Origin of the sequence: Pectobacterium nicotianae (genome assembly GCF_023272715.1) — a bacterium.
Lineage (GTDB): Bacteria > Pseudomonadota > Gammaproteobacteria > Enterobacterales > Enterobacteriaceae > Pectobacterium > Pectobacterium brasiliense.
In genome coordinates this window covers 4,557,970-4,578,145 of sequence record NZ_CP096821.1, presented here as the reverse complement: position 1 = coordinate 4,578,145, position 20,176 = coordinate 4,557,970, and the positions used below count along the sequence as shown (strand labels likewise).

The window sequence follows — 20,176 nt, the reverse complement described above, 5'->3', positions numbered from 1 at the left end:
AAGAAACCTTCCTGCCTCATCCAGTTTGCGTTAGTTATGCGATAACTCGAACTTTGAGATCCATGATAATGGCGATGCTGGGGGAAGGCCTGCGTAGGACACGCAGGCGGAGTACTTCCGATTAGTGCAGTATTTGTGAGAGAAATGCCTGAGTACGTTCTGAGCGAGGGTTGGAAAAGAAGATATCCGGCGGCGCTTGTTCCACGAGCTCGCCCTGATCCATAAAGATCACCCGATCAGCGACAGTTTTTGCAAACCCCATTTCATGCGTGACGCAGAGCATCGTCATCCCGTCCTGCGCCAGTCCAAGCATAGTATCGAGTACCTCTTTCACCATTTCAGGATCCAGCGCAGACGTCGGCTCGTCAAACAGCATAATCTTGGGCTTCATGCACAGTGAGCGTGCGATGGCCACGCGTTGCTGCTGGCCTCCAGACAGCTGCCCCGGAAATTTATGCGCATGCGCGGCGATACGCACGCGTTCCAGATAGTGCATTGCTAACTCTTCCGCTTCTTTCTTAGGTGTGTGGCGCACCCAGCATGGTGCTAGCGTACAGTTCTGCAACACGGTTAAGTGCGGGAACAAATTGAAATGCTGAAAAACCATGCCGACTTCAGTACGAATTTTTTCGATATTGCGTAAATCATTATTCACTTCAATACCATCAACGACAATCCGCCCTGCTTGATGTTCTTCAAGATGATTAATGCAGCGTATAGTGGTTGATTTCCCCGAGCCGGAAGGACCACACAGCACAATGCGTTCCCCCTGCCTGACTTGCAGATTGATGTCTTTAAGCACATGAAATTGCCCGTACCACTTATTCACATTCTCTAAGGTAATCATGTGATCGGTTGATTGAGTTAATGCGGTCTGATTCATGGATGGCCTCAGTGTGACTTGTGTCCGGTGTTAAAACGATTTTCCAGATGTTGGCTATAGCGCGACATGCTGAAACAGAAAATCCAATAGACCATGGCGGCGAAGACATAGCCTTCTGTCGACATACCCAGCCAGGTGGGGTCGACCGTTGCCTGTTGGATGCTGCTGAAGAGATCGAAAAGGCCGATGATGATCACCAGACTCGTGTCTTTAAAGAGAGAAATAATGGTATTCACCAGACCTGGGATAACCATTTTCAGCGCTTGTGGGAGGATGACCAGCCCCTGCATGCGCCAATAGCCTAAGCCCAGGGATTCAGCGGCTTCATACTGTCCTTTCGGAAGCGCCTGCAAGCCACCGCGAACGACCTCAGCTACATAGGCGGACTGGAATAAGATAACGCCGACCAGCGCTCTTAGCAGTTTGTCGATCGTGGTGCCTTCCGTTAAAAACAGCGGCAGCATCACGGATGACATAAAAAGCACGGTGATGAGCGGTACGCCACGCCAAAATTCGATGAAGACAACGGAAAGCATACGAACGATCGGCAGCGTGGAACGTCGCCCTAATGCGAGCAAGATGCCAAGTGGTAACGCACCCGCGATACCCACGGCGGCGATAATCAGCGTTAACGTGAGCCCGCCCCACTGATAGGTTTCCACTCGGCTGAGCCCGCCAAAACCGCCGTAAAGCAACCACCAGGCAATGAGCGGATACGCCACTGCCCAGACGGCAATGTAGCGTCCGCGATAGGGGATACTTTTTAGGAACATCGGCAGGATACTGAGTAGAGCGATGGCGAGTGCAAAGTTGATGCGCCAGACTTCCGCCGCTGGATACAGCCCATACATGAAATGCCCAAATCTGGCATGAATGAAGACCCAGCAGGCACCCTCACGCGTACAGTCATTGCGAGTTGTGCCAATCCAGTTAGCCTGAAAGATAGCCCAGTTGAGCAGCGGCGGTATGGCAACCCACAATAGCCAGAGGCAAAACAGTGTTAACAGGCTATTACTGATACTGGAGAAGAGATTACGCCGCGCCCACTGCATCGCTTTGAACAGAGGGGACTGACGGCCTTGCGTATAATGGTTCATCGTCATGGCGTCCTCTTAGCGTTCGACTAACGCGATTTTGCGGTTATACAGGTTCATCAGCAGCGAGATCAGCAGGCTGATAGTGAGGTAGACCGACATGGTAATGGCGATAGTTTCGATAGCCTGACCGGTCTGATTCAGCACCGTTCCCGCGAACAGCGACACCATGTCGGGATAGCCAATGGCGGCAGCCAGCGACGAGTTCTTCACAATATTGAGGTACTGGCTGGTCAGTGGTGGAATGATGACGCGCAGCGCCTGCGGGAGGATGACTTTGCGCAGCGTAACGGGGTTCGGTAAGCCGAGAGAACGTGCCGCCTCGTGTTGACCGTGGGAAACCGATTGGATGCCTGAACGAATGATCTCGGCGATAAACGATGAGGTGTAGACCGACAGGGCGACGGTTAATGCCGCCAGTTCAGGGATCAGCACCATGCCGCCGCGGAAGTTAAACCCTTTTAATTCCGGCATATCCCAGTGAAAGGCGGGGCCGAAAATCAGGTGGCTGAGTGCACACAGCACAAGCAACAGGCCTAACGTCAGCGGCCAGGTTCTGCGTGGCTGGCCGGTTAACGCGTGATAGCGCTGGTTACGCCGGAAAACGTCCCATGTCACCACTAGCGTAATAATGAGAGAAAGAAAAAATGCCGCCGCACCCGGTCCCAATTCAGGAGAGGGTAGATAGAAACCACGATTGCTGAGAAAGGCGACATCAAACGCGCTAATTGACTGGCGTGGCCCCGGTAGATTTCGCAGTACGGCAAAATACCAGAAGAAGATTTGCAATAGCGGCGGGATATTACGAAATATCTCTATGTAAACGTTAGATATTTTTCGTAGTAGCCAGTTGTCGGACAGTCGTGCCAGACCAACAGTGAAGCCGAGAATCGACGCAAACACGATACACAACGCCGAAACCAGAAGCGTATTGAATAGCCCAACAAGAAAAACGCGGGCGTAGGTGTCGCCTTGTTGATAGTCAATCAGGTGCTGGACGATGCCAAAGCCGGCGCTTTTATTCAGGAAATCGAAGCCAGAGGTGATGCCCCTCTGTGCCAGATTGGTCACGGTGTTGTGCAACAGGTAGACTGCGACAGCCAATACCGCGATAACAACGACAATTTGATACAGCCAGGCGCGCACCGCTGGATTAGTCAGTGATAAATCACCTTTTACGGTTGGGCGTTGTAGCATGCTGAAACCTCGAAACGGGGGTACTGAGGGGCGCAGCGATCCACTGCGCCCAGGTTTTTCTGATAATTAACGTACCGCTGGCGCGTACTGGATGCCGCCTTTGTTCCACAGTTCGTTCAGGCCGCGCTTAATTTTCAACTCGCTGCCCATACCGACATTACGCTCGAAGATTTCGCCGTAGTTGCCGACCTGTTTGATGATTTTGAAGGCCCAATCGTTCGGTAATTTGAGATCTTTACCGTAGCTGCCTTCGTGGCCCAGCAGGTGGGACATATCTGGCGTGGTGGGTTTTGCTGCCAGTTGGTCGACGTTTTTCGAGGTCACACCCATCTCTTCGGCATTCAGCATAGCGAACAGCGTCCAGCGTACGATCGAGAACCACTCTTCATCACCACGGCGTACTACCGGGCCCAGCGGCTCCTTGGAAATCACCTCTGGCAGAACGATGAATTCAGCAGGTTTACTCAGCTTGATACGCAGTGCATACAGCTGTGACTGATCTGATGCCAGCGTATCGCAGCGGCCAGACTCCAGCGCTTTGGCACTTTCATCAGAGCGGTCGAACGTGACGGGGGTGTACTGCATTTTATGGGTCTTGAAGTAGTCAGCGACGTTCAGCTCGGTATCGGTTCCGGCCTGAATACAGACGGTTGCGCCGTCCAGCTCTTTTGCACTGCTTAAGCCTGCTTTGTTGTGCGTCAGGAAGCCAATACCATCGTAGTAGGTGACGCCAGTAAAGAGCATGCCCATGCCGCCATCGCGGGAAGAGGTCCAGGTCGTGTTGCGTGACAGCACGTCAACTTCGCCGGATTGCAGCGCAGTGAAGCGTTCTTTTGCCGTCAGCGGCGTGTATTTAACTTTATTGGCGTCGCCGAATACGGCGGCAGCAAGGCCGCGGCACACGTCAACATCAATGCCGGAGTATTTGCCGCTGGCGTCCGCATAGGAAAAGCCGGGCAAACCATCGCTGATACCGCATTGCACAAATCCTTTCTTCTGAATCGCGTCCAGCGTTGCACCTGCATGGGCTTGATTGATTGCGGCAAAGAGTGACGCGCCAGCAACCAGAGTAGAAATCACTATTCTTTTCATAATCATCCTAGCGTCTAGAGTTATCTGCTGTTGTTGCAGTACACAGTTGTGTTGCGGTGCACAATGAGGTGCACCATACCTGTCTGTCGGTATGCCGACGTGAGCAGAGCAAAGCAAATAAAATGCCAATTTTCTATTTGCTTGATAATGAAGACGAAAAGGAATGCTTATTGATCTAAGTGGGTAATTCTAATTGGGTATGCACGCACCGTGATAAATGCAAAGAGGCTGATGCGCCCTCTTTTAGTGCGTCAAAATGGAGATCGTGAGGCATCTTCAGGCTTGCCTGCTGAGCAGGGAGGGTCCGGGAACGCGGTAATGTCATCAGCCCAGCGGATGGCGTGGGCTGATGCGGGAAGTGTTAGTGCGTGATGTGGCGCTGATAATACTTTTCGAGTTTCACCTGTAGCTGACTTAGCACGGTGCTAAACATCAGGTAAATCAGCGCAGCCTCGACATACAGAATCAGAGGCTCATAGGTCACGGAAACGATGCGCTGAGCGGATAAGAACATCTCCGGCACGGTGATGACAGCGGCCAGCGACGTATCCTTGATTAAGGAAATAAACGTATTGGAAAGCGGCGGCAGCGACACGAAAACGGATTGCGGGAAGATGACCCAGCGAATCGCCTGTCTGCCATTCATACCGAGAGAATAGGCGGCATTCCATTGGCCTTTCGGAACAGACAAAATGGCCCCGCGCACGATCTCTGAGCTATAGGCACCCACGCTGACGGTGAAGCCAATGAGTGCGGCAGGAAACGCATCCAGAGTAATCCCCGCGCTGGGCAGCCCATAAAAAATCAGGAAAAGCTGCACCAGTAATGGCGTGCCACGGATAACCCAAACGTAGAAATCACCCAGCCATTTCAGCGGCTTGGGGCCATAAAGGCGAACCAGCGCGATGAGAATGCCGAGGGCTAAGCCAAAGATGAAAGACAGAATCGCCAGAGGGACAGTGAATTTAAGTCCCGCAGAAAGCAGACTCCAGAAGGAGTCTGCCATGAGTTGTAGCCAAGGCGGCATGAAAACGAGCTCCGATAACGGTATGCGCTAATCACAGAGCGCGCTGATGACCACCATAATGATGACAGCGCGCTCTGATAACAGTGCGATTATTGAGAAACATCCTCCCCGAAGTATCGCACAGATATCGTTTTATAGGTGCCGTCTGCTTTAATTTCATCCAGAGCTTTATTCAATGCCTCCACCAGTGGTTCCTGATTTTTACGTACCAGAATCGCAGAAGGCTCACCGTCTTTTGAGGTCGCTGCAATCTTCACGTTGGCATCCGGTTTCTGCTTTTTGAAATCCAGGAATGACAGATTGTCGTTTAACGTGGCGTCCGCACGGCCGCTGAGCACCAGATCCAAAGACTGGTTAAAACCGTCCGTCGGCACAATGTCCGCACCGTAGCTGGTGGCTTGCTTAGAGTAATTACTGGTCAGGCTCTGAGCCGCTTTTTTGCCTTTCAGATCGCTGAAATCTTTGAGGGTGGTGTTATCGCCACGGACAACCAGCACCGCCTTGGAATCGATATACGGCTTGGAGAAATCATACTTGGCCTGACGCTCTTTGGTTATGCCAACCTGATTGATGACCGCATCGTAGCGCTTGGCATCAATACCGGCGATTAACCCGTCCCAGCGCCCTTCAATGAATTGGGCTTTCACGCCGAGCTTCTCTGCTACCGCGCGGCCAATATCCACATCGAAACCAACCAGCTGGCCTGATTTATCATGATAGGTATAAGGCGCGTAGGTACCTTCCGTGCCGATCTTGATAACCCCTGCGGACTTGATGGCGCTAAGGTCATCGGCATGAGCGAATACGCTGGTAGCAAGCAGGGCGCTGGTCAGTAAAGCAAAACGTATTTTTTTCATTATGAATTCCTGTGAGTGGTGTGCAGCGATGTGCTTATAACTTTTGTTAATAACGAATCTACGCGACAAAACATCTGTTTATAAATCACGTTGTGTGATTATTTATATCAGAAGTGAATATAGTACTCATGGTGTGTGCACTTTTGTCGCGAACCTTACTTTTGTAGTGAATATAGTGCGTCTAACACGTTTTAACCATGTTGAGTGAAAGAACGATAGAAAAAGTCTATTGCTGCCGGGAATGCTGTCCAACTGTCACAATGCACTTCTATCCTTAAAAGGACGTCATTGCTTTTGCCACTACCTAGCAGGAGACAACAATGAAGATCCGCATCGCCAGCTATAACGTCGAGAACCTGTTCCACCGTAGCGCGATTCTCAACCTCCCCAATTCCAAGCAGATTGACGCCTTGTTGCAGCAGGTCAGGCAGCTTCAGCATCTTCTTGAACAGCCCCAATACGATGATGCCCTGAAAGATCAGGTGTTCCGCCTTTCTATCGCACTGCGCCCTTATATTGATATCCGTACTGACGCGGGCACGCTGGGGCGATGGAAAAAAGAGGACGCTGGCACCGGATTTAGGATCAATAAAAGCTGCCGTGGTCGTGGGGATTGGATCGGCGAAATCGTGTTTAAGGCGCAGGAGTTCAGCAGTCAACAGCGTAAGAATACGGGCAAGATTATTACCCTGCTTAACGCCGATATTCTGTGCGCCGTTGAGGTAGAAAACATGGATGTCCTGCGTGATTTCAACAATCAGGTGCTGGGGGACGATAAATTCAGCCAGTTCGTGATGATCGACAGCCCGAACGATCCGCGCGGTATTGATGTCGCCTGCCTGACGCGTTATCGGATTGCCCAGCTCCGTACGCATATTTTTGATGCCGGAAAGCGCTTCGATCCCGTATTTAGCCGTGATTGTCTCGAAGTGACGCTGGATGCCGGCCTCAAACAGCCGATTTATATTCTGTGTAACCATTTCAAAAGCCAGAGCGGCCAAACGGAAGAAGAGCGGCTGCGTGGGACAGAGAAACGCCGCGATCAGGCCGAACGCGTAGCGGAGATTGTTCAGCAGACTTACGATCTCAAGAAGGATTACGTGGTCATTCTCGGTGATTTGAACGAGGATTCGTCAAACCCCTGGCACAGTTTGGCTCCGCTGTTTTCTCTATCGGATTTACACCCGGTTATCGACCCTGAGCGCCCAGAAAAAGAGCGCTACACCTACTATTTTTCTGGAGGAAAGAAAGGGGCTCGGTTAAACCAACTGGACTACATTTTCTTATCTGCACCGCTGCATCAGGCGGTGGTGGAGTGGGGCGTCGAGCGTCGGGGGATTTATAATATCGACAAGATTGCCGCCAAAGAGGGCGCGGAACCCGTTACGCCGCTACCGGAAGTCACCTCATGGGACACGGCGGCGTCCGACCATGCCGCGCTCTGGGTAGAAGTGGATATTACCTGATGCTCGCTTTATGACTATCATGGCGTGAGAACACAAAGCAATCATAGCCATATAAACAGAGGAAGATAATGAGTAAGCAAGGATTAGAGCAATACCCAGACGCGCTACGCTGGTCATTTGGCGACAGTCCCGCGCTGGCGGATGAATTGCTGCAACTGGTACTGGAAGGGCATAAAACCGCAACCTGTAGCTCGTATCACATGTTCAAAAACGAGGAAACGCCACAGGTCGGCGATTACAACATCGTTCTGGACGGTGCCGGACAGCCTTCCTGCGTCATTCGCACGCGCTCGTTAACGCTGGTGCGCTACTGCGATGTCACCGCTGAGATGGCAGCGAAAGAAGGCGAAGGCGACAAAAGCCTGGCTTTCTGGCGCGAAGGCCATCAGAGGTATTTTGAAAGAGAAGGCACCTTCGCCTCAGATATGCTGCTGGTGTTTGAAGAGTTTGAGCTGATTGAGGTGTTTTGATTCTGTGTTGGTTGCTGCGTGATATGGCAGTGTTTTTAGCAGAGGTGATTATAACGAGCACAATTTTATGTAGTTGCCTTTCTGATTTATCAGAAAGATAATGTATTTATTATTAGTTAATTGGATGAAAAAATGGAAGCTAAAGAGTGTAAAGTACAGGATATCCTTACAGAAAATAAAAAATTTATTATTCCTTCATATCAACGCCCCTATAGCTGGACAGTGGATAATGCCGAGCAACTTATTGATGATATTTATAAAAGCTCTCAGTCTGATGAAAAAGAATATTTTATAGGAAGTATGATTTGTATCAGTAAAGGGCAAAATCATTATGAAGTTGTTGATGGTCAACAACGACTGACAACATTAAGTATTATTGTATCGGAGTTGAAGAAAATAATTCCTATACAAGGAATTAAAGATGATTTGCAAAAAAGAGTTTTACCTATTGATGTTTATTCGGATGAAACCGATGAGCCGAGGTTAATTGTTAGAAAAAAAGAGTATGATCTTTATAAATACTATATACTTCAAGACTTGAAGGATTATAAACCTGAAAAGCCATCTGATACTGATTTAGTATTCATAAGTAATTCTGAGGTGATAAAAAGTTATTTAACTCAACTATCGATTGATGAACTGAAAGTTTTGGCAAAATATATACTTCAGAATGTATATATTGTATTTGTTCAAACCGATGACTTTGCTTCTTCATTTCGGCTTTTTAATGTATTAAACAGTCGAGGATTACCTTTAAGTAATGCAGATTTGTTAAAAAATGCTCTCTTTGAGTCGGCGTCAGCTCATAATAAGAAATCGGAGCAAATTGAGTCGGCATGGTCTCAAATTGAAGATATGGTTGGTGTCAGGAGGCTAGATAAGTTTCTTACACTTCATAAGCTTTCAGAGAAGAGAGATCGTGATAGGGTTTTACAAAAAGGTTTTGAGTCCTTTATTGAAAACTTACAGGGGCAGTTTGGTGGTGATGCTATTGCAATGTCTTTGATGTTAGTTAATTCGGCTAAAAACTACACGAAAATATTGGAGAATGATTTTGAACATTCTTCGATACGAAGAAAAATTGCGTCACTGAGTAATCTAGGTGTGGATGAGTGGATTCCTCCATTAATGGCATTTATGAATAGAATGGCTCGTTCAGATGATTTTACAATAGAGGACTTCTCCCAATTCATTACTTCCTTTGAAAAAGTTTATATGCATGGCTGGTTGAAGAAACAAATTAAGAGCCAAAGGGAAATGGTCTGTTATTCAACTCTGGTTGCTATAAACAATGACATGCCATTTGAATCAGTAATTAATCAGATAAACCAGCATGCTGATAATGTCGGATTTACCACAGCGCTCGATGATGACCTATATGAACCAAGACCTAACCAGGTAAATCTAATAAAAGCAATTTTACTTCGTCTCGATATGGAACAACAGGATGAAAGTGTTATAAAAACCTATACTGGTCGAATAACAATTGAACATATTCTCCCCCAGGCTTTGGTAAATGAATATTGGATTCGCAGATTTAGCCCACAGGATCATGTTTACTGGCTACATAAGATTGGTAATTTAACGCTTATCAGTGGGACTAAAAACTCTGAAGCTCAACATTCTGATTTTATTAAGAAAAAATCAATTTATGAAAAATTAAATAGTAAAAGTTCTTTTGATTTAACAAAGGATGTATGTAAATCTGAAGAGTGGAGCGGAGCTGAACTTGAAATTAGACATGAAAATATGAAGTATCAGCTGAAAAAGCTTTGGTTAGTATAATCTCAAATAAGACAATTAAACCATGGCAGCATACCGCTATGGTTTAATAAATATCGTTTTTTAAAATACATAGAAATTTATCCGAGGATCTGAGTAAGGAAATATATCACCTTGACAAAATTGTAATCCTAATTCTCTACATAAAATGTTGTTGCATGAAAAAATTGTACAGCATCAATTTGGAAAATATTAGGATGTCTGAATACTTATAAAAGTAAATAGCTATGTTTACCGGAATAATTACACTTCCTTCTCTAATTAATATTTTGACTGACGGTAATGAGATAGGTGTCAACGTTCGATAATTCCTTCGCTTTCTGTTCTATTTGCTATATTTACGCATTAAAGCTAACCCCCATTATTTCAGATGAAAGGATAAACAGTTATGCTGAAAAAATTGAGACCGTGATGGAATAACTGGCTGAGTAGGGAAAGATATAACGGCATCTATTTTTAAACTTGGCTCCCCATTCGTTCAGTAAACGATTATTGTGACTTCTTGCTATCGAACAAGTTTGTGATTAACGGCATAATTTTTACCATTAGTTGTTAGAATAACATCATTGATTATGTCTTGAGTAATCAGACCCAATGACTTCGCTTCTTCTATATACAAATCAAGCATGATTCTGGACATAGGTGCTTGCATGATCAACCTACCGTAACTGATCCTTTCAGAAGCTTGGTTCTCGAACTGCTCAACAATTACTTTCATAACTTCCAGAACTCCATCACCTGTACGATTGGGGGGAGTTTGGGAAATGGGGACAAATGGATTATTCGCAACGGGGGGTTTTTCATAAAGAGGGGCATTGTGCAAAGCTCGAATCAGCTCATCAAATGAAAATTCATATTGATCAGGATGAGAAAAATCTAAAAATAGTTTGGAACGGAGGAAATTTGGAACGTTGAAGTGTCCGCTTTGACGAATCAATGGGATGACTTTGTTTGAGTCGATAGTCTTTAATAAGTCGGCTGTAACAATCATTTTTTCGTATCCGACTCCACCTGCACCTGAGTTCGCCTTTTCAACGTATTTATCTGTGCAGACCATGAGTATGCGATCAGCAGAAATTAAACCCTGCTCCATGAAGCTAGGGAGGTCATCGCCCGGTCTCAGATCCCATTGATCCAAAATGGCGTCAACCCCATTGTTTCGCAGACGAGTAGCGAGGTCGAGAACCCATTTTTTGTGTTCTAGGGAGTCGTGTGAGTAAGAAACAAAGGCTTTTGGAATCGACATTGTTTTCCCTACGTGAAGTTTCGGTACGAATTTTTAACTGAGCGAAATAGTTTAGCTTCCCAATCAATGGGTGCATCAGCATTTGACTGTGTTGGCTTATTAACAGTAAAGCAAGTAATTGTAAATCTTCGGTATCAGTTGGCGCAACAGATAGGATATTCCCGAGTAAGCATCCGTTTCTGGCACTGAATTACCTACTAGACTAGCACTAGCCCGTATAACCTACACTACCCACAATAACACTCAGCCTTAAGATTCATCTTTAGGCTGCTTGCGCTGGCGGCGTTTGATCTCACCTTGCATGGCAGAAACGATAAATTGCCCTGTGCTCTCATCCGGCTCTTTTACTTTTTCCATTGCTTCAGCAATATCATGTGGAACTCTCGCCTCAAGCTTTCTTGATTTTGCATTTACTGCTTTCGTTGCCATGACTATTCCTAATGCTGATTGGTGCCAGACAGTATACACAATAAAGCACAAAAAATAGCGTTGACGTGGCTGACACTTAATTTTATAGTGGCTGACACTTTGAGTGATTCAAGGTTAAAAATAGCGAAGCCCGCAGGTGCTACCAACACCTACGAGCCTCTAACCACAATGTTATTGGAGCTAACACTATGGCTGATATCCAGTCTACCCAAACTCGCCCCGAATTTCAGTATCGCTTTCTTGCTTTGGGAACATCCTCCCAGCGTGTCGTGCATATTATCGCTGCCACCGAACGTCAGGCGCGGGAATATTCCCCTGATGGTCATGTCATGGTCTTCGCTGGTTGCCTGCCTGTTCAGGAGGTGCGTCATGTTTGATAACACGCCGTTAGAACCCGAAGAAGCGCTCGATCAGTGTCGTGCGTTGGCTTACGCCATTGTTGAATTGAATAATCCAGAATCGAAAGAGATCTTAACGTTCGTGTTAGCGGAACGGCTAGATAACCTGCACTGACTCTTCCATGCGTCAGAAACGGATAAACAAGAAGGGATGAGTCATTAATAACGAATTCCTCATCTCGCAGACGAAATAGCTCAGGTTGCCACGCAAATAGAAGGCAAAGAAAAAGGCGCTTAACCCAAGAGGTAAAGCGCCTTTTTTCAAATGCTTAACTGATTAGTATCAGTTCATGCCGTATTTTTTCAATTTCTTACGCAGAGTACCGCGGTTGATGCCCATCATCAGGGCAGCGCGGGTTTGGTTACCGCGGGTGTATTGCATCACCATGTCCAACAGTGGCTGTTCAACTTCAGCCAATACCAGCTCATACAGGTCACTTACATCCTGACCGTTCAATTGAGCAAAATAGTTCTTCAGTGCCTGTTTAACCGAGTCGCGCAGGGGTTTTTGGGTTACCTGAGCCTGAGAGTTTACAGTGGAAACGGTCAGTACGTCAGAATTCACGCGTTGTTCGAACATAGTTCTGTCAGCTCTTTTTCTGTTTACGCAAGATTTTCAAAATATGCCTTCAACGCCTCCAGCTGCTCGCTGGCATCCTCAATGGCGTTGAATGTGCGCCTAAACTGGTCGTTTGGGGCATGCTCCTGGAGATACCAGGATACGTGCTTACGAGCGATACGAAATCCCTTGCCTGGACCATAAAAGTCGTGCAATTCCCGTATATGCTCGATCAACAAGCGCTTGACCTCTGCCAACGGCATTGGTGCCAGCAACTCCCCTGTGTCCAGATAATGCTGGATTTCCCGAAAGATCCAGGGTCTTCCCTGAGCGGCTCGTCCTATCATCAGGGCGTCAGCCCCGGTGTAGTCAAGAACCGCTCTGGCTTTATGCGGGTCTGTAATGTCGCCATTCGCAATAATAGGAATGGAAACGGCCTGCTTAACTGCCCGAATGCTGTCGTATTCCGCGAAGCCATTGAACAGGCACGCACGAGTGCGTCCGTGAATGGTTAACGCCTGAATGCCACAGTCTTCAGCCAGTTTGGCAATTTCTACACAGTTACGATGCTCTGGTGCCCAACCGGTACGGATCTTCAGTGTTACCGGTACGTCTACCGCTTTCACTACCGTAGAGAGGATCTGTTTGACCAAATCCGGATACTGCAACAACGCAGATCCTGCCATCTTGCGGTTCACCTTCTTCGCCGGGCAGCCCATATTGATGTCGATGATCTGCGCGCCGGAATCAGCATTAATTCTCGCTGCCGCCGCCATCTCATCGGGGTCACAACCGGCAATTTGCACGGCTCTGATACCCGGTTCATCGCTATGAACCATTCGCAAACGCGACTTGTCTGAACGCCATACTTCCGGGTTGGAAGAAAGCATTTCAGACACGGTCATTCCAGCGCCCATCGCATGACAGAGTGCTCTAAATGGGCGATCGCTAATACCAGCCATTGGGGCTGCTATCAAGCGATTACTAAGCTGAAATTGTCCAATGTGCATAGACAAAAATTGACCATACTGTGCCTGCAAGGGCGCGTATATTACGCATTTTTTACGTCAGATGAAAGGCCAAACTTTGACCAATTTACGGCTATCGATCAATGAAAATGCAGTTCGTAGAGGTATATGAAAATATTATTCATATTTAACAGTGTGTTATGTTTTTGTGCTGGTTTTTTGAACGATAAAATATTCATCTGCTTACAGAATTTTATCTGCAAGCGCGGTCATTTTTGGTGGAGATACAGCAGCCTATCAATGCTTTATCAGTGAAATGCGTTGGTTAATGTGGCAAAAAAGGGTGCCGATTGGCCTGAGGCTGGCCGACAGGCAGTCTGACCAGCCTCGCGACGTGGCTTAATGGATGATGATTCGGCCATTAAGCGGCTGTGTGGGGCGGTTATTCGCGTGATGCATGACCGAGCGGAACTGGTTTATCTGATCGGTAGAGGCGGTGACGGGGTGATCCAGCACGAGCCAGCGAATGCCTTCTGAGCACGGTGGTGTGGTGAGCGATCCACTAAACCGATAGTAGTTTAATGACGTCGGTAACAAGGCCTGAATCGCGATTGGTGTGCGCACGTCCTCCGCCTGATTAACCTGAGCCGGAATCTGCTGCCATGTTGTGGCTAGCGGCAGATTGGCTTCTCCTTCCTGAAACATCAACGCGATAACGGTAAGCGCGTCAGCCGCGTCTTTATAGACAAAATGGCCTTCTAGCGGAAACTGCTTACCGTCAATTTCATTCTCGCTCGGTGCGTGAAAGTGAAACTGCTGCAAGGTGAATGTCTCGTTATCCAATACCAGCGTATTTCCCGGGCCCACGTTAACCTGAACGGTATGTCCGTTATTGATAATGTGCTGTGCTCCTGGCAGGAAGGCTAGCTGTAAAGGGTCGTGCTGGGCGTTCAGTGCCTGACGGATATTGATGGGAGATTGGTTTTTACCGGTTTCACACAGCGAGAAGTCTGGAGACAGCTTTCCCCAGTGTGCGGGGTCGCCGTTGCCTTCGTAGCCCCAGTGAACCGGATCGGCCGCCAATGCGGAAAAGCTGGCGGACAGCATTAATACGATAGAGAGTTTACCTTTCATTTTTCATCCCTTGAAAATAATGATATGGCATCGTTGAGCGCCGGGCGCAGATGACGTCCAGTCGCTTGCCGGCCAGCATAATACGCCAGCTTATCGGGATAAATCATGAGGTATAACAAGAAGAAGCTCGCCCACCGTTGCGTACACGGCGGGCGGAGCGGGAAGAGATAACGTGATTAAGACGCGCGGCGTTGGCCGGTAATGCGGCACCACTCTTCGCGTTCAGCCACTGGATCGAGCGTGAATTTGTCTGCGTAAGCTTCTGCGACGCCTTCAGCCTGTGTCGCCAGTACACCGGACAGGCCGAGGTGACCGCCCGCTTTAGGTAAATCGCTAATCAGCGGTGCCAGCTCGCGTAGCGGACCAGCAAGGATGTTGGCGACGACGACATCGGCAGACAGGTCGGCAGGCTGGTCTTTCGGCAGATAAAGCTCAAGACGTTCGGAAACACCGTTGCGCTGTGCGTTGTCGCGGCTGGCTTGAATCGCCTGCGGATCGATATCAATCCCGATAGCGCGTGCTGCACCCAGTTTCAGAGCGGCAATCGCCAGAATGCCGGAACCGCAGCCGAAATCGATGATGGTTTTCCCTTCCAGATCCAGCCCGTCGAGCCATTGCAGGCACAGCGCGGTCGTTGGATGGGTACCAGTGCCAAATGCCAGACCGGGATCGAGCATGACGTTGACGGCAGTCGGGTCAGGAATGTCACGCCAGCTCGGGCAAATCCACAGACGTTTGCCGAACTGCATCGGGTGGAAGTTATCCATCCACTCGCGTTCCCAGTCTTTGTCTTCCAACTGTTCGATTTTATGTTTAAAGCCGACGCCCAGCAGCGGTTCTTGCTCCAGCATGGCGATAACCGCGTTCATGTCGGTTTCGGCATCGTACAACGCAATCGCGTCGGTATCGCCCCACAGGCGGGTTTCGCCCGGCAGCGGTTCGAACACGGGATTATCGTGCGTATCCTGAAACGTAACGGATACCGCACCGCTTTCCATCATGACGTCACCCAGCTGTTCAGCAACTTTTCCTGAGGTGTTTATTTTTAGTTGAATCCACGGCATAGCAGTCTCTATTACATTTAAAGTGAAGATGAAGCGGCAACCGGCGCTGGTGGATTATGACCAAAGCGGTTGCCAATAATAAACGCCATCAGGCTGAGTAACAGCGATGGCACAATCGGGTGATATCCAGCCAGCTGAAGATTGAAGCTAGCCAGTAAGGTATAGCAAATCGCCCCGGTGAACATGGCGCTAAGCGCCCCCGCAGCGTTCGCGCGTTCCCAATACAGGCCCAGCACCAGCGGCCACAGGAACACCGCTTCCAGTCCGCCAAACGCCAGCAGGTTCAGCCAGATGATCATATCCGGTGGCCGTAATGAGGCCAGCAGCACCAGCAGACCCAACAGTAGCGTGGTCATGCTGGACAGGATCTTGATGCGGCGTTCGTTATGGATCTGCTCTGGGCGCACGCTGAGATAGAGATCCTTGATGATCGTGGCGGAAGCCTGAAGCAGATGCGCATTAATGTTGGACATGATAGCGGCCATTGGCGCAGCGAGAAAGATCCCAGCGGCCAGCGGCGGTAGTACGGTGACCATCAGCGCGGGTAACACCTGATCGGGGATCGTCAGATTTGGCATCACGGCACGACCCAGCGCCCCAGCCAGATGCATGCCGAGCATCAGGATGCCGATGACGATCGTGCCGATGATAATCCCACGGTGCAGCGCTTTGCTGTCGCGATAAGAGATACAGCGAACGGCGGTGTTCGGCAGGCCGATAACGCCGAAGCAGACCAGCACCCAGAATGAGGCCATAAACGGCATCGACAGAATCCCGCCGCTGCCCTGCGGAGAGACCAGCATTGGGTCGATCTGTTGCAGCTTATCCACCGCGCTGTGCAAACCGCCAGCGGCATAGATTACGCCGACCAGCAGGATGACGGTGCCGATCAGCATCACAATGCCCTGCATCGCATCATTCAGCACGCTGGCACGGAAGCCGCCAAACGTGGTGTACAACGCAATAGTGACGCCGAAAATCAGCAGGCCGATGTCGTAAGGGATGTTCGCGGCGGTTTCCAGCAGGCGTGCACCGCCGATGAATTGCACGGCCATCGCACCGATAAACGCGACCAGCAGGCTGATGCTGGCAAACCACACCAGCAGCGGACTGTTGTAGCGGGCGTAAAGCATGTCGTTCAGCGTGATGGCATTGTAGCGCCGCGCCAGAATGGCGAATTTTTTCCCCAGAATGCCCAGCGACAGCAGCATGGTGGGAAGCTGGATCATCGACAGCAGCACCCAACCCAGCCCGTATTTATACGCGGCACCCGGCCCGCCGATAAACGAGCTGGCGCTGACGTAAGTACCGATGAGCGTCATCGCTAGCACAAACCCGCCCATCGAGCGGCCGCCAAGGAAGTATTCGTTAAGAAAGTTGCCCGTCTGACGGCGACGATACGCATAGACCGACAGCCCGAAGACCAGCAGCAGATAGCCAATCAGCGGCAATAAAATTTCAATTTGCATCGTCACTCTCCAGTGAGATATCGCGGAAAATGACGCGAACCATCAGCCAGCACTGCAGCGTAAACACAAGCGGCAGCAGCAGGCAGGCCATCTCAAACCAGTGTGGAAGGCCGGTGATCCCTTGTGTGTTGTCAGGCAAATAGGCGGCAAGCACCCAGGCCACTAAATAAACCAGCGTCAGGCCAAAAGCCCAGCGGGCCTCTCTGTGTGCCTGAGGAAAGCGTGTATCCATGTTCTGCTCCACCGTGAATGGGAGAATGGGTATCGTTATGAACGTCGTGATGACGAAAGCGGGAATTTTACGGCATGTGGGCCAATTGACTAGTAAGAATTACGCCATCAGCGTAAAAGCCAGTCGCGATGTACGCATTATTTGACACGAGAACATTTTACTCCGAGCGCCAACAGGGAGTGAACATGACGGTTTTTTCAGAGTGAAAACGCGGAAAAGGAGCCGAGCGGTTTAATGATTGTCACTTTTGCATCATTAGTTGTCACCTTCGGATGAGCGTGCTTATGGCTCTCTGGATAACACTGGGGTTCCATTAAAAGGAGCCCGATCATGTTGAATAACCCTTCATCGAAATACAAAGCGTATCCACCGATTGGCCTAAAAGATCGGCAATGGCCTGACAAGACATTAACTCAGCCCCCACGTTGGCTTTCCACCGATTTACGGGACGGTAATCAGGCGCTTGCTGAGCCGATGAATGAAATGCGTAAACTGAAATTTTGGGATCTGCTGATTGCCTGCGGGTTCAGAGAGATTGAGGTCGCTTTTCCGTCTGCTTCCCAAACTGATTTTAATTTTGTTCGCTTATTGATCGAAGAAAAGCGTATTCCGCAGAATGTGACGATTCAGGTGTTAACGCAGGCGCGAGAAGATTTGATTGCGCGTACCTTTGAATCGCTGAGTGGTGTACATCGCGCCACCATTCACTTATACAACGCGACTGCGCCGGTTTTCAGGGAGGTGGTGTTCCGTCAGACACGTGATGAAATTATTCAGCTTGCGGTCAATGCGACGAAGCAGATCCGTCAGCTATGTGCTGAGGCGCAGGAGACTGACTGGACCTTTCAATATTCACCGGAAACGTTCTGCTTTACCGAGCCAAATTTCGCGCTTCAGATTTGCGAGGCTGTCGCTGATGTCTGGGAGCCTGATGCGTGCCGTCCCATGATCATCAACCTTCCTGCGACCGTTGAGGTCAACACGCCCAATGTGTATGCCGATCAGATAGAATATTTTTGCCGACATTTTTCCCGTAGAGATAAGGTCTGTATCAGTGTGCATCCGCATAATGACCGCGGTACAGGCATTGCCTGCGCTGAACTTGCTTTACTGGCTGGTGCTGAAAGAGTTGAGGGCTGCCTGTTTGGTAATGGAGAGCGTACCGGTAATGTCGATTTAGTGACGCTGGCGCTTAATCTTTACACGCAGGGAATCTCTCCTGAGCTTGATTTCAGCCACATGAAGAAGGTGGTGGAGGTGGTTGAGGAGTGTAATCAACTCCCCGTCGCACCACGTCATCCTTATGCCGGAGAACTCGCTTTTACGGCTTTTTCCGGTTCGCATCAAGATGCGATTAAAAAAGGGTTTGCAGCACGACAGCGTTCGGCCTCGCCATTATGGGAAATTCCCTACCTTCCTCTCGATCCGGAAGACATCGGTTGCAATTATGAGGCCGTTATCCGCGTAAACAGCCAGTCAGGAAAAAGCGGTGCTGCCTGGCTGCTTGAGCAAAACCATGGCCTCATCTTGCCTCGTCAACTTCAGAAGGCATTCAGTCTGCTGGTACAGAAAGCGTCTGAATCTGAGGGGAAAGAAATGTCGCAGATGGCTGTCTGGATGCTATTTCGTGAGGCTTACGGTTTAGTCGAATTACCGCTGATTCGGTTAACTAAATATACCTGCGATAATCAGCTTGGGCAGAACACAACGCTTTCAGCTGAAATCATTTTCCGCGAGAAAAGACTGAATTTGAAGGGCGCAGGAAACGGTTTTCTCTCTGCGGGCATGACGGCTCTCTGCCGAGAGGTGAAAGCAGACCTTAATATTGTGAGCTATCAGGAACACACGTTAGGTCAGCGTAGTGACAGCCGTTCTGTGGCTTATGTGTGCTGTCAGAACCATGCGGGTGAGTGTGCATGGGGTGTCAGCATTGACAGCGATGTTACCCGAGCCTCTTTGCAAGCGATGTTGAATGCCGCAGGGCGTTTGATTATGGGTTGAAGTAATTGCCGGGCGTCACGCCCATGACTCTGCGAAACATGGCACTGAAGGCTCCCGGGTTGGCATAGCCTAAATCCAGCGCCACTCGGGTGACTTGTTCGCCCTGTGCCAGACGCGTTAGCGCAATCAGCAAACGTGCACGGCGAACCCACTCACTGAATTGCATACCGGTTTGCTGATAAAAATGTCGGCTGAGTGTTCTTACGCTGACATTGGCTTGCTCGGCAGCGTTGGCCACAGTCCAGGCCTCATAGGGGGCCTGACGGACGGCATTGCACAATAATTTCAGACGCTCAGAAATCGGCTCAGGAAGACAAAAAGGAAGCGTATTCATCAAACGTATTTCATCAAGGATCAGTTCATAAATACGTTCGGTCCGACTTCCTGGCTCATAATTAGCGGGAAGTTTCAGGACATCGATGATGAGTTCTCGTAATAAAGGTGTTATCCCCACGACCTGACAGATAACAGGGAGGTCTGCTCTGGCAAGCGGTTCGACAAAAAGTACTCTGGCCTTAACTTCACCCACAATATGTAAGGCATGTGGAATATCTGCGGGTATCCATACCCCACGCGAGGGTGGAACCACCCAGATTCCCTGTTGGGTTTCAACCCGAATAACCCCGCTAAGCGTATGAATCAACTGAGCGCAACTGTGAGTGTGCCAGCTTTCATAATCTCCGTGATTATAGTTGTGTGCGTACGGAATTAATGGTCTGCACGAGAAATCAAAATCGGATTGTCTTGTCACTCTGCAACCACCATCTCATCCTAAAAAAGACGATATATCCTACCTCGTTTGCTTGTG

Annotated in this window: 21 protein-coding genes; 6 read left to right on the top strand and 15 right to left on the bottom strand. The window is 49.1% G+C overall.

Annotated elements, in window-relative coordinates; genetic code table 11:
- Positions 1 to 121: 121 nt before the first annotated feature.
- From MYB54_RS20365 to MYB54_RS20340, 6 genes are all read right to left on the bottom strand, one after another.
- On the bottom strand, positions 122 to 883 hold the full coding sequence (locus tag MYB54_RS20365) for an amino acid ABC transporter ATP-binding protein (protein WP_248721286.1): 762 nt from the start codon (positions 881 to 883) through the stop codon (positions 122 to 124).
- Positions 884 to 891: 8 nt separating this feature from the next.
- Positions 892 to 1,986, bottom strand: coding sequence for an amino acid ABC transporter permease (locus MYB54_RS20360; protein WP_014913814.1), 1,095 nt, complete (start codon positions 1,984 to 1,986; stop codon positions 892 to 894).
- 9 nt (positions 1,987 to 1,995) lie between these two features.
- The gene (locus MYB54_RS20355; RefSeq protein ID WP_248721285.1) at positions 1,996 to 3,174 is read right to left on the bottom strand and encodes an amino acid ABC transporter permease; all 1,179 of its coding nucleotides are present in this window, start codon (positions 3,172 to 3,174) and stop codon (positions 1,996 to 1,998) included.
- A gap of 66 nt (positions 3,175 to 3,240) precedes the next feature.
- Positions 3,241 to 4,266, bottom strand: coding sequence for an amino acid ABC transporter substrate-binding protein (locus tag MYB54_RS20350; RefSeq protein WP_039278959.1), 1,026 nt, complete (start codon positions 4,264 to 4,266; stop codon positions 3,241 to 3,243).
- Between the two features lie 361 nt (positions 4,267 to 4,627).
- A complete protein-coding gene (locus MYB54_RS20345; protein WP_014913817.1) occupies positions 4,628 to 5,293 on the bottom strand; it encodes an amino acid ABC transporter permease in 666 nt (221 codons plus the stop codon).
- Between the two features lie 89 nt (positions 5,294 to 5,382).
- A complete protein-coding gene (locus MYB54_RS20340; protein WP_039278965.1) occupies positions 5,383 to 6,150 on the bottom strand; it encodes an amino acid ABC transporter substrate-binding protein in 768 nt (255 codons plus the stop codon).
- A gap of 320 nt (positions 6,151 to 6,470) precedes the next feature.
- On the opposite strand from MYB54_RS20340, the gene MYB54_RS20335 reads away from it, so the two are divergent.
- The 3 genes from MYB54_RS20335 to MYB54_RS20325 all read left to right on the top strand — a co-directional run bounded on the left by MYB54_RS20335 (position 6,471) and on the right by MYB54_RS20325 (position 9,871).
- Entirely contained in the window at positions 6,471 to 7,616 is a 1,146-nt protein-coding gene (locus tag MYB54_RS20335; RefSeq protein ID WP_205543378.1) for an endonuclease/exonuclease/phosphatase family protein, read from the top strand.
- Positions 7,617 to 7,684: 68 nt separating this feature from the next.
- Positions 7,685 to 8,086, top strand: coding sequence for an ASCH domain-containing protein (locus MYB54_RS20330; RefSeq protein WP_248721284.1), 402 nt, complete (start codon positions 7,685 to 7,687; stop codon positions 8,084 to 8,086).
- A 132-nt stretch (positions 8,087 to 8,218) separates the two neighbouring features.
- The gene (locus tag MYB54_RS20325; RefSeq protein ID WP_180773984.1) at positions 8,219 to 9,871 is read left to right on the top strand and encodes a DUF262 domain-containing protein; all 1,653 of its coding nucleotides are present in this window, start codon (positions 8,219 to 8,221) and stop codon (positions 9,869 to 9,871) included.
- Positions 9,872 to 10,373: 502 nt separating this feature from the next.
- Here the strand turns inward: MYB54_RS20325 and MYB54_RS20320 are convergent.
- Together MYB54_RS20320 and MYB54_RS20315 are read right to left on the bottom strand one after the other, a co-directional pair.
- Positions 10,374 to 11,114 carry a toll/interleukin-1 receptor domain-containing protein gene (locus tag MYB54_RS20320; RefSeq protein ID WP_180773983.1) on the bottom strand — a complete coding sequence of 247 codons (741 nt, stop codon included), beginning with the start codon at positions 11,112 to 11,114 and terminating at the stop codon, positions 10,374 to 10,376.
- A gap of 249 nt (positions 11,115 to 11,363) precedes the next feature.
- A complete protein-coding gene (locus tag MYB54_RS20315) occupies positions 11,364 to 11,543 on the bottom strand; it encodes a YlcI/YnfO family protein (RefSeq protein ID WP_039556291.1) in 180 nt (59 codons plus the stop codon).
- A 188-nt stretch (positions 11,544 to 11,731) separates the two neighbouring features.
- On the opposite strand from MYB54_RS20315, the gene MYB54_RS20310 reads away from it, so the two are divergent.
- Both MYB54_RS20310 and MYB54_RS20305 read left to right on the top strand, forming a co-directional pair.
- Entirely contained in the window at positions 11,732 to 11,920 is a 189-nt protein-coding gene (locus MYB54_RS20310) for a host cell division inhibitor Icd-like protein (RefSeq protein ID WP_180773982.1), read from the top strand.
- Positions 11,913 to 12,056 (top strand): hypothetical protein, encoded by a 144-nt coding sequence (locus tag MYB54_RS20305; RefSeq protein ID WP_248721283.1) that lies wholly within the window; start codon positions 11,913 to 11,915, stop codon positions 12,054 to 12,056. The genes MYB54_RS20310 and MYB54_RS20305 overlap by 8 nt, the downstream gene beginning before the upstream one ends.
- Before the next feature lie 168 nt (positions 12,057 to 12,224).
- Here the strand turns inward: MYB54_RS20305 and fis are convergent, their stop codons facing one another.
- The 6 genes from fis to MYB54_RS20275 form a co-directional block, all read right to left on the bottom strand.
- The gene (gene fis / locus MYB54_RS20300) at positions 12,225 to 12,521 is read right to left on the bottom strand and encodes a DNA-binding transcriptional regulator Fis (RefSeq protein ID WP_005975342.1); all 297 of its coding nucleotides are present in this window, start codon (positions 12,519 to 12,521) and stop codon (positions 12,225 to 12,227) included.
- A 23-nt stretch (positions 12,522 to 12,544) separates the two neighbouring features.
- Positions 12,545 to 13,510, bottom strand: coding sequence for a tRNA dihydrouridine synthase DusB (dusB, locus tag MYB54_RS20295; protein WP_010300275.1), 966 nt, complete (start codon positions 13,508 to 13,510; stop codon positions 12,545 to 12,547).
- 357 nt (positions 13,511 to 13,867) lie between these two features.
- Positions 13,868 to 14,602 carry a carbonic anhydrase gene (locus MYB54_RS20290; protein WP_248721282.1) on the bottom strand — a complete coding sequence of 245 codons (735 nt, stop codon included), beginning with the start codon at positions 14,600 to 14,602 and terminating at the stop codon, positions 13,868 to 13,870.
- A gap of 176 nt (positions 14,603 to 14,778) precedes the next feature.
- On the bottom strand, positions 14,779 to 15,666 hold the full coding sequence (gene prmA / locus MYB54_RS20285) for a 50S ribosomal protein L11 methyltransferase (RefSeq protein ID WP_052902067.1): 888 nt from the start codon (positions 15,664 to 15,666) through the stop codon (positions 14,779 to 14,781).
- A 17-nt stretch (positions 15,667 to 15,683) separates the two neighbouring features.
- The gene (panF, locus tag MYB54_RS20280; RefSeq protein WP_248721281.1) at positions 15,684 to 17,135 is read right to left on the bottom strand and encodes a sodium/pantothenate symporter; all 1,452 of its coding nucleotides are present in this window, start codon (positions 17,133 to 17,135) and stop codon (positions 15,684 to 15,686) included.
- The gene (locus MYB54_RS20275; RefSeq protein WP_248721280.1) at positions 17,125 to 17,367 is read right to left on the bottom strand and encodes a YhdT family protein; all 243 of its coding nucleotides are present in this window, start codon (positions 17,365 to 17,367) and stop codon (positions 17,125 to 17,127) included. Before MYB54_RS20275 ends, panF begins: the two co-directional genes overlap by 11 nt.
- A gap of 330 nt (positions 17,368 to 17,697) precedes the next feature.
- On the opposite strand from MYB54_RS20275, the gene leuA reads away from it, so the two are divergent.
- Positions 17,698 to 19,368 (top strand): 2-isopropylmalate synthase, encoded by a 1,671-nt coding sequence (gene leuA, locus MYB54_RS20270; RefSeq protein WP_248721279.1) that lies wholly within the window; start codon positions 17,698 to 17,700, stop codon positions 19,366 to 19,368.
- Here the strand turns inward: leuA and MYB54_RS20265 are convergent.
- Entirely contained in the window at positions 19,358 to 20,119 is a 762-nt protein-coding gene (locus MYB54_RS20265; RefSeq protein ID WP_043901789.1) for an AraC family transcriptional regulator, read from the bottom strand. The two genes, leuA and MYB54_RS20265, sit on opposite strands and share 11 nt — an antisense overlap.
- Positions 20,120 to 20,176 lie beyond the last annotated feature (57 nt).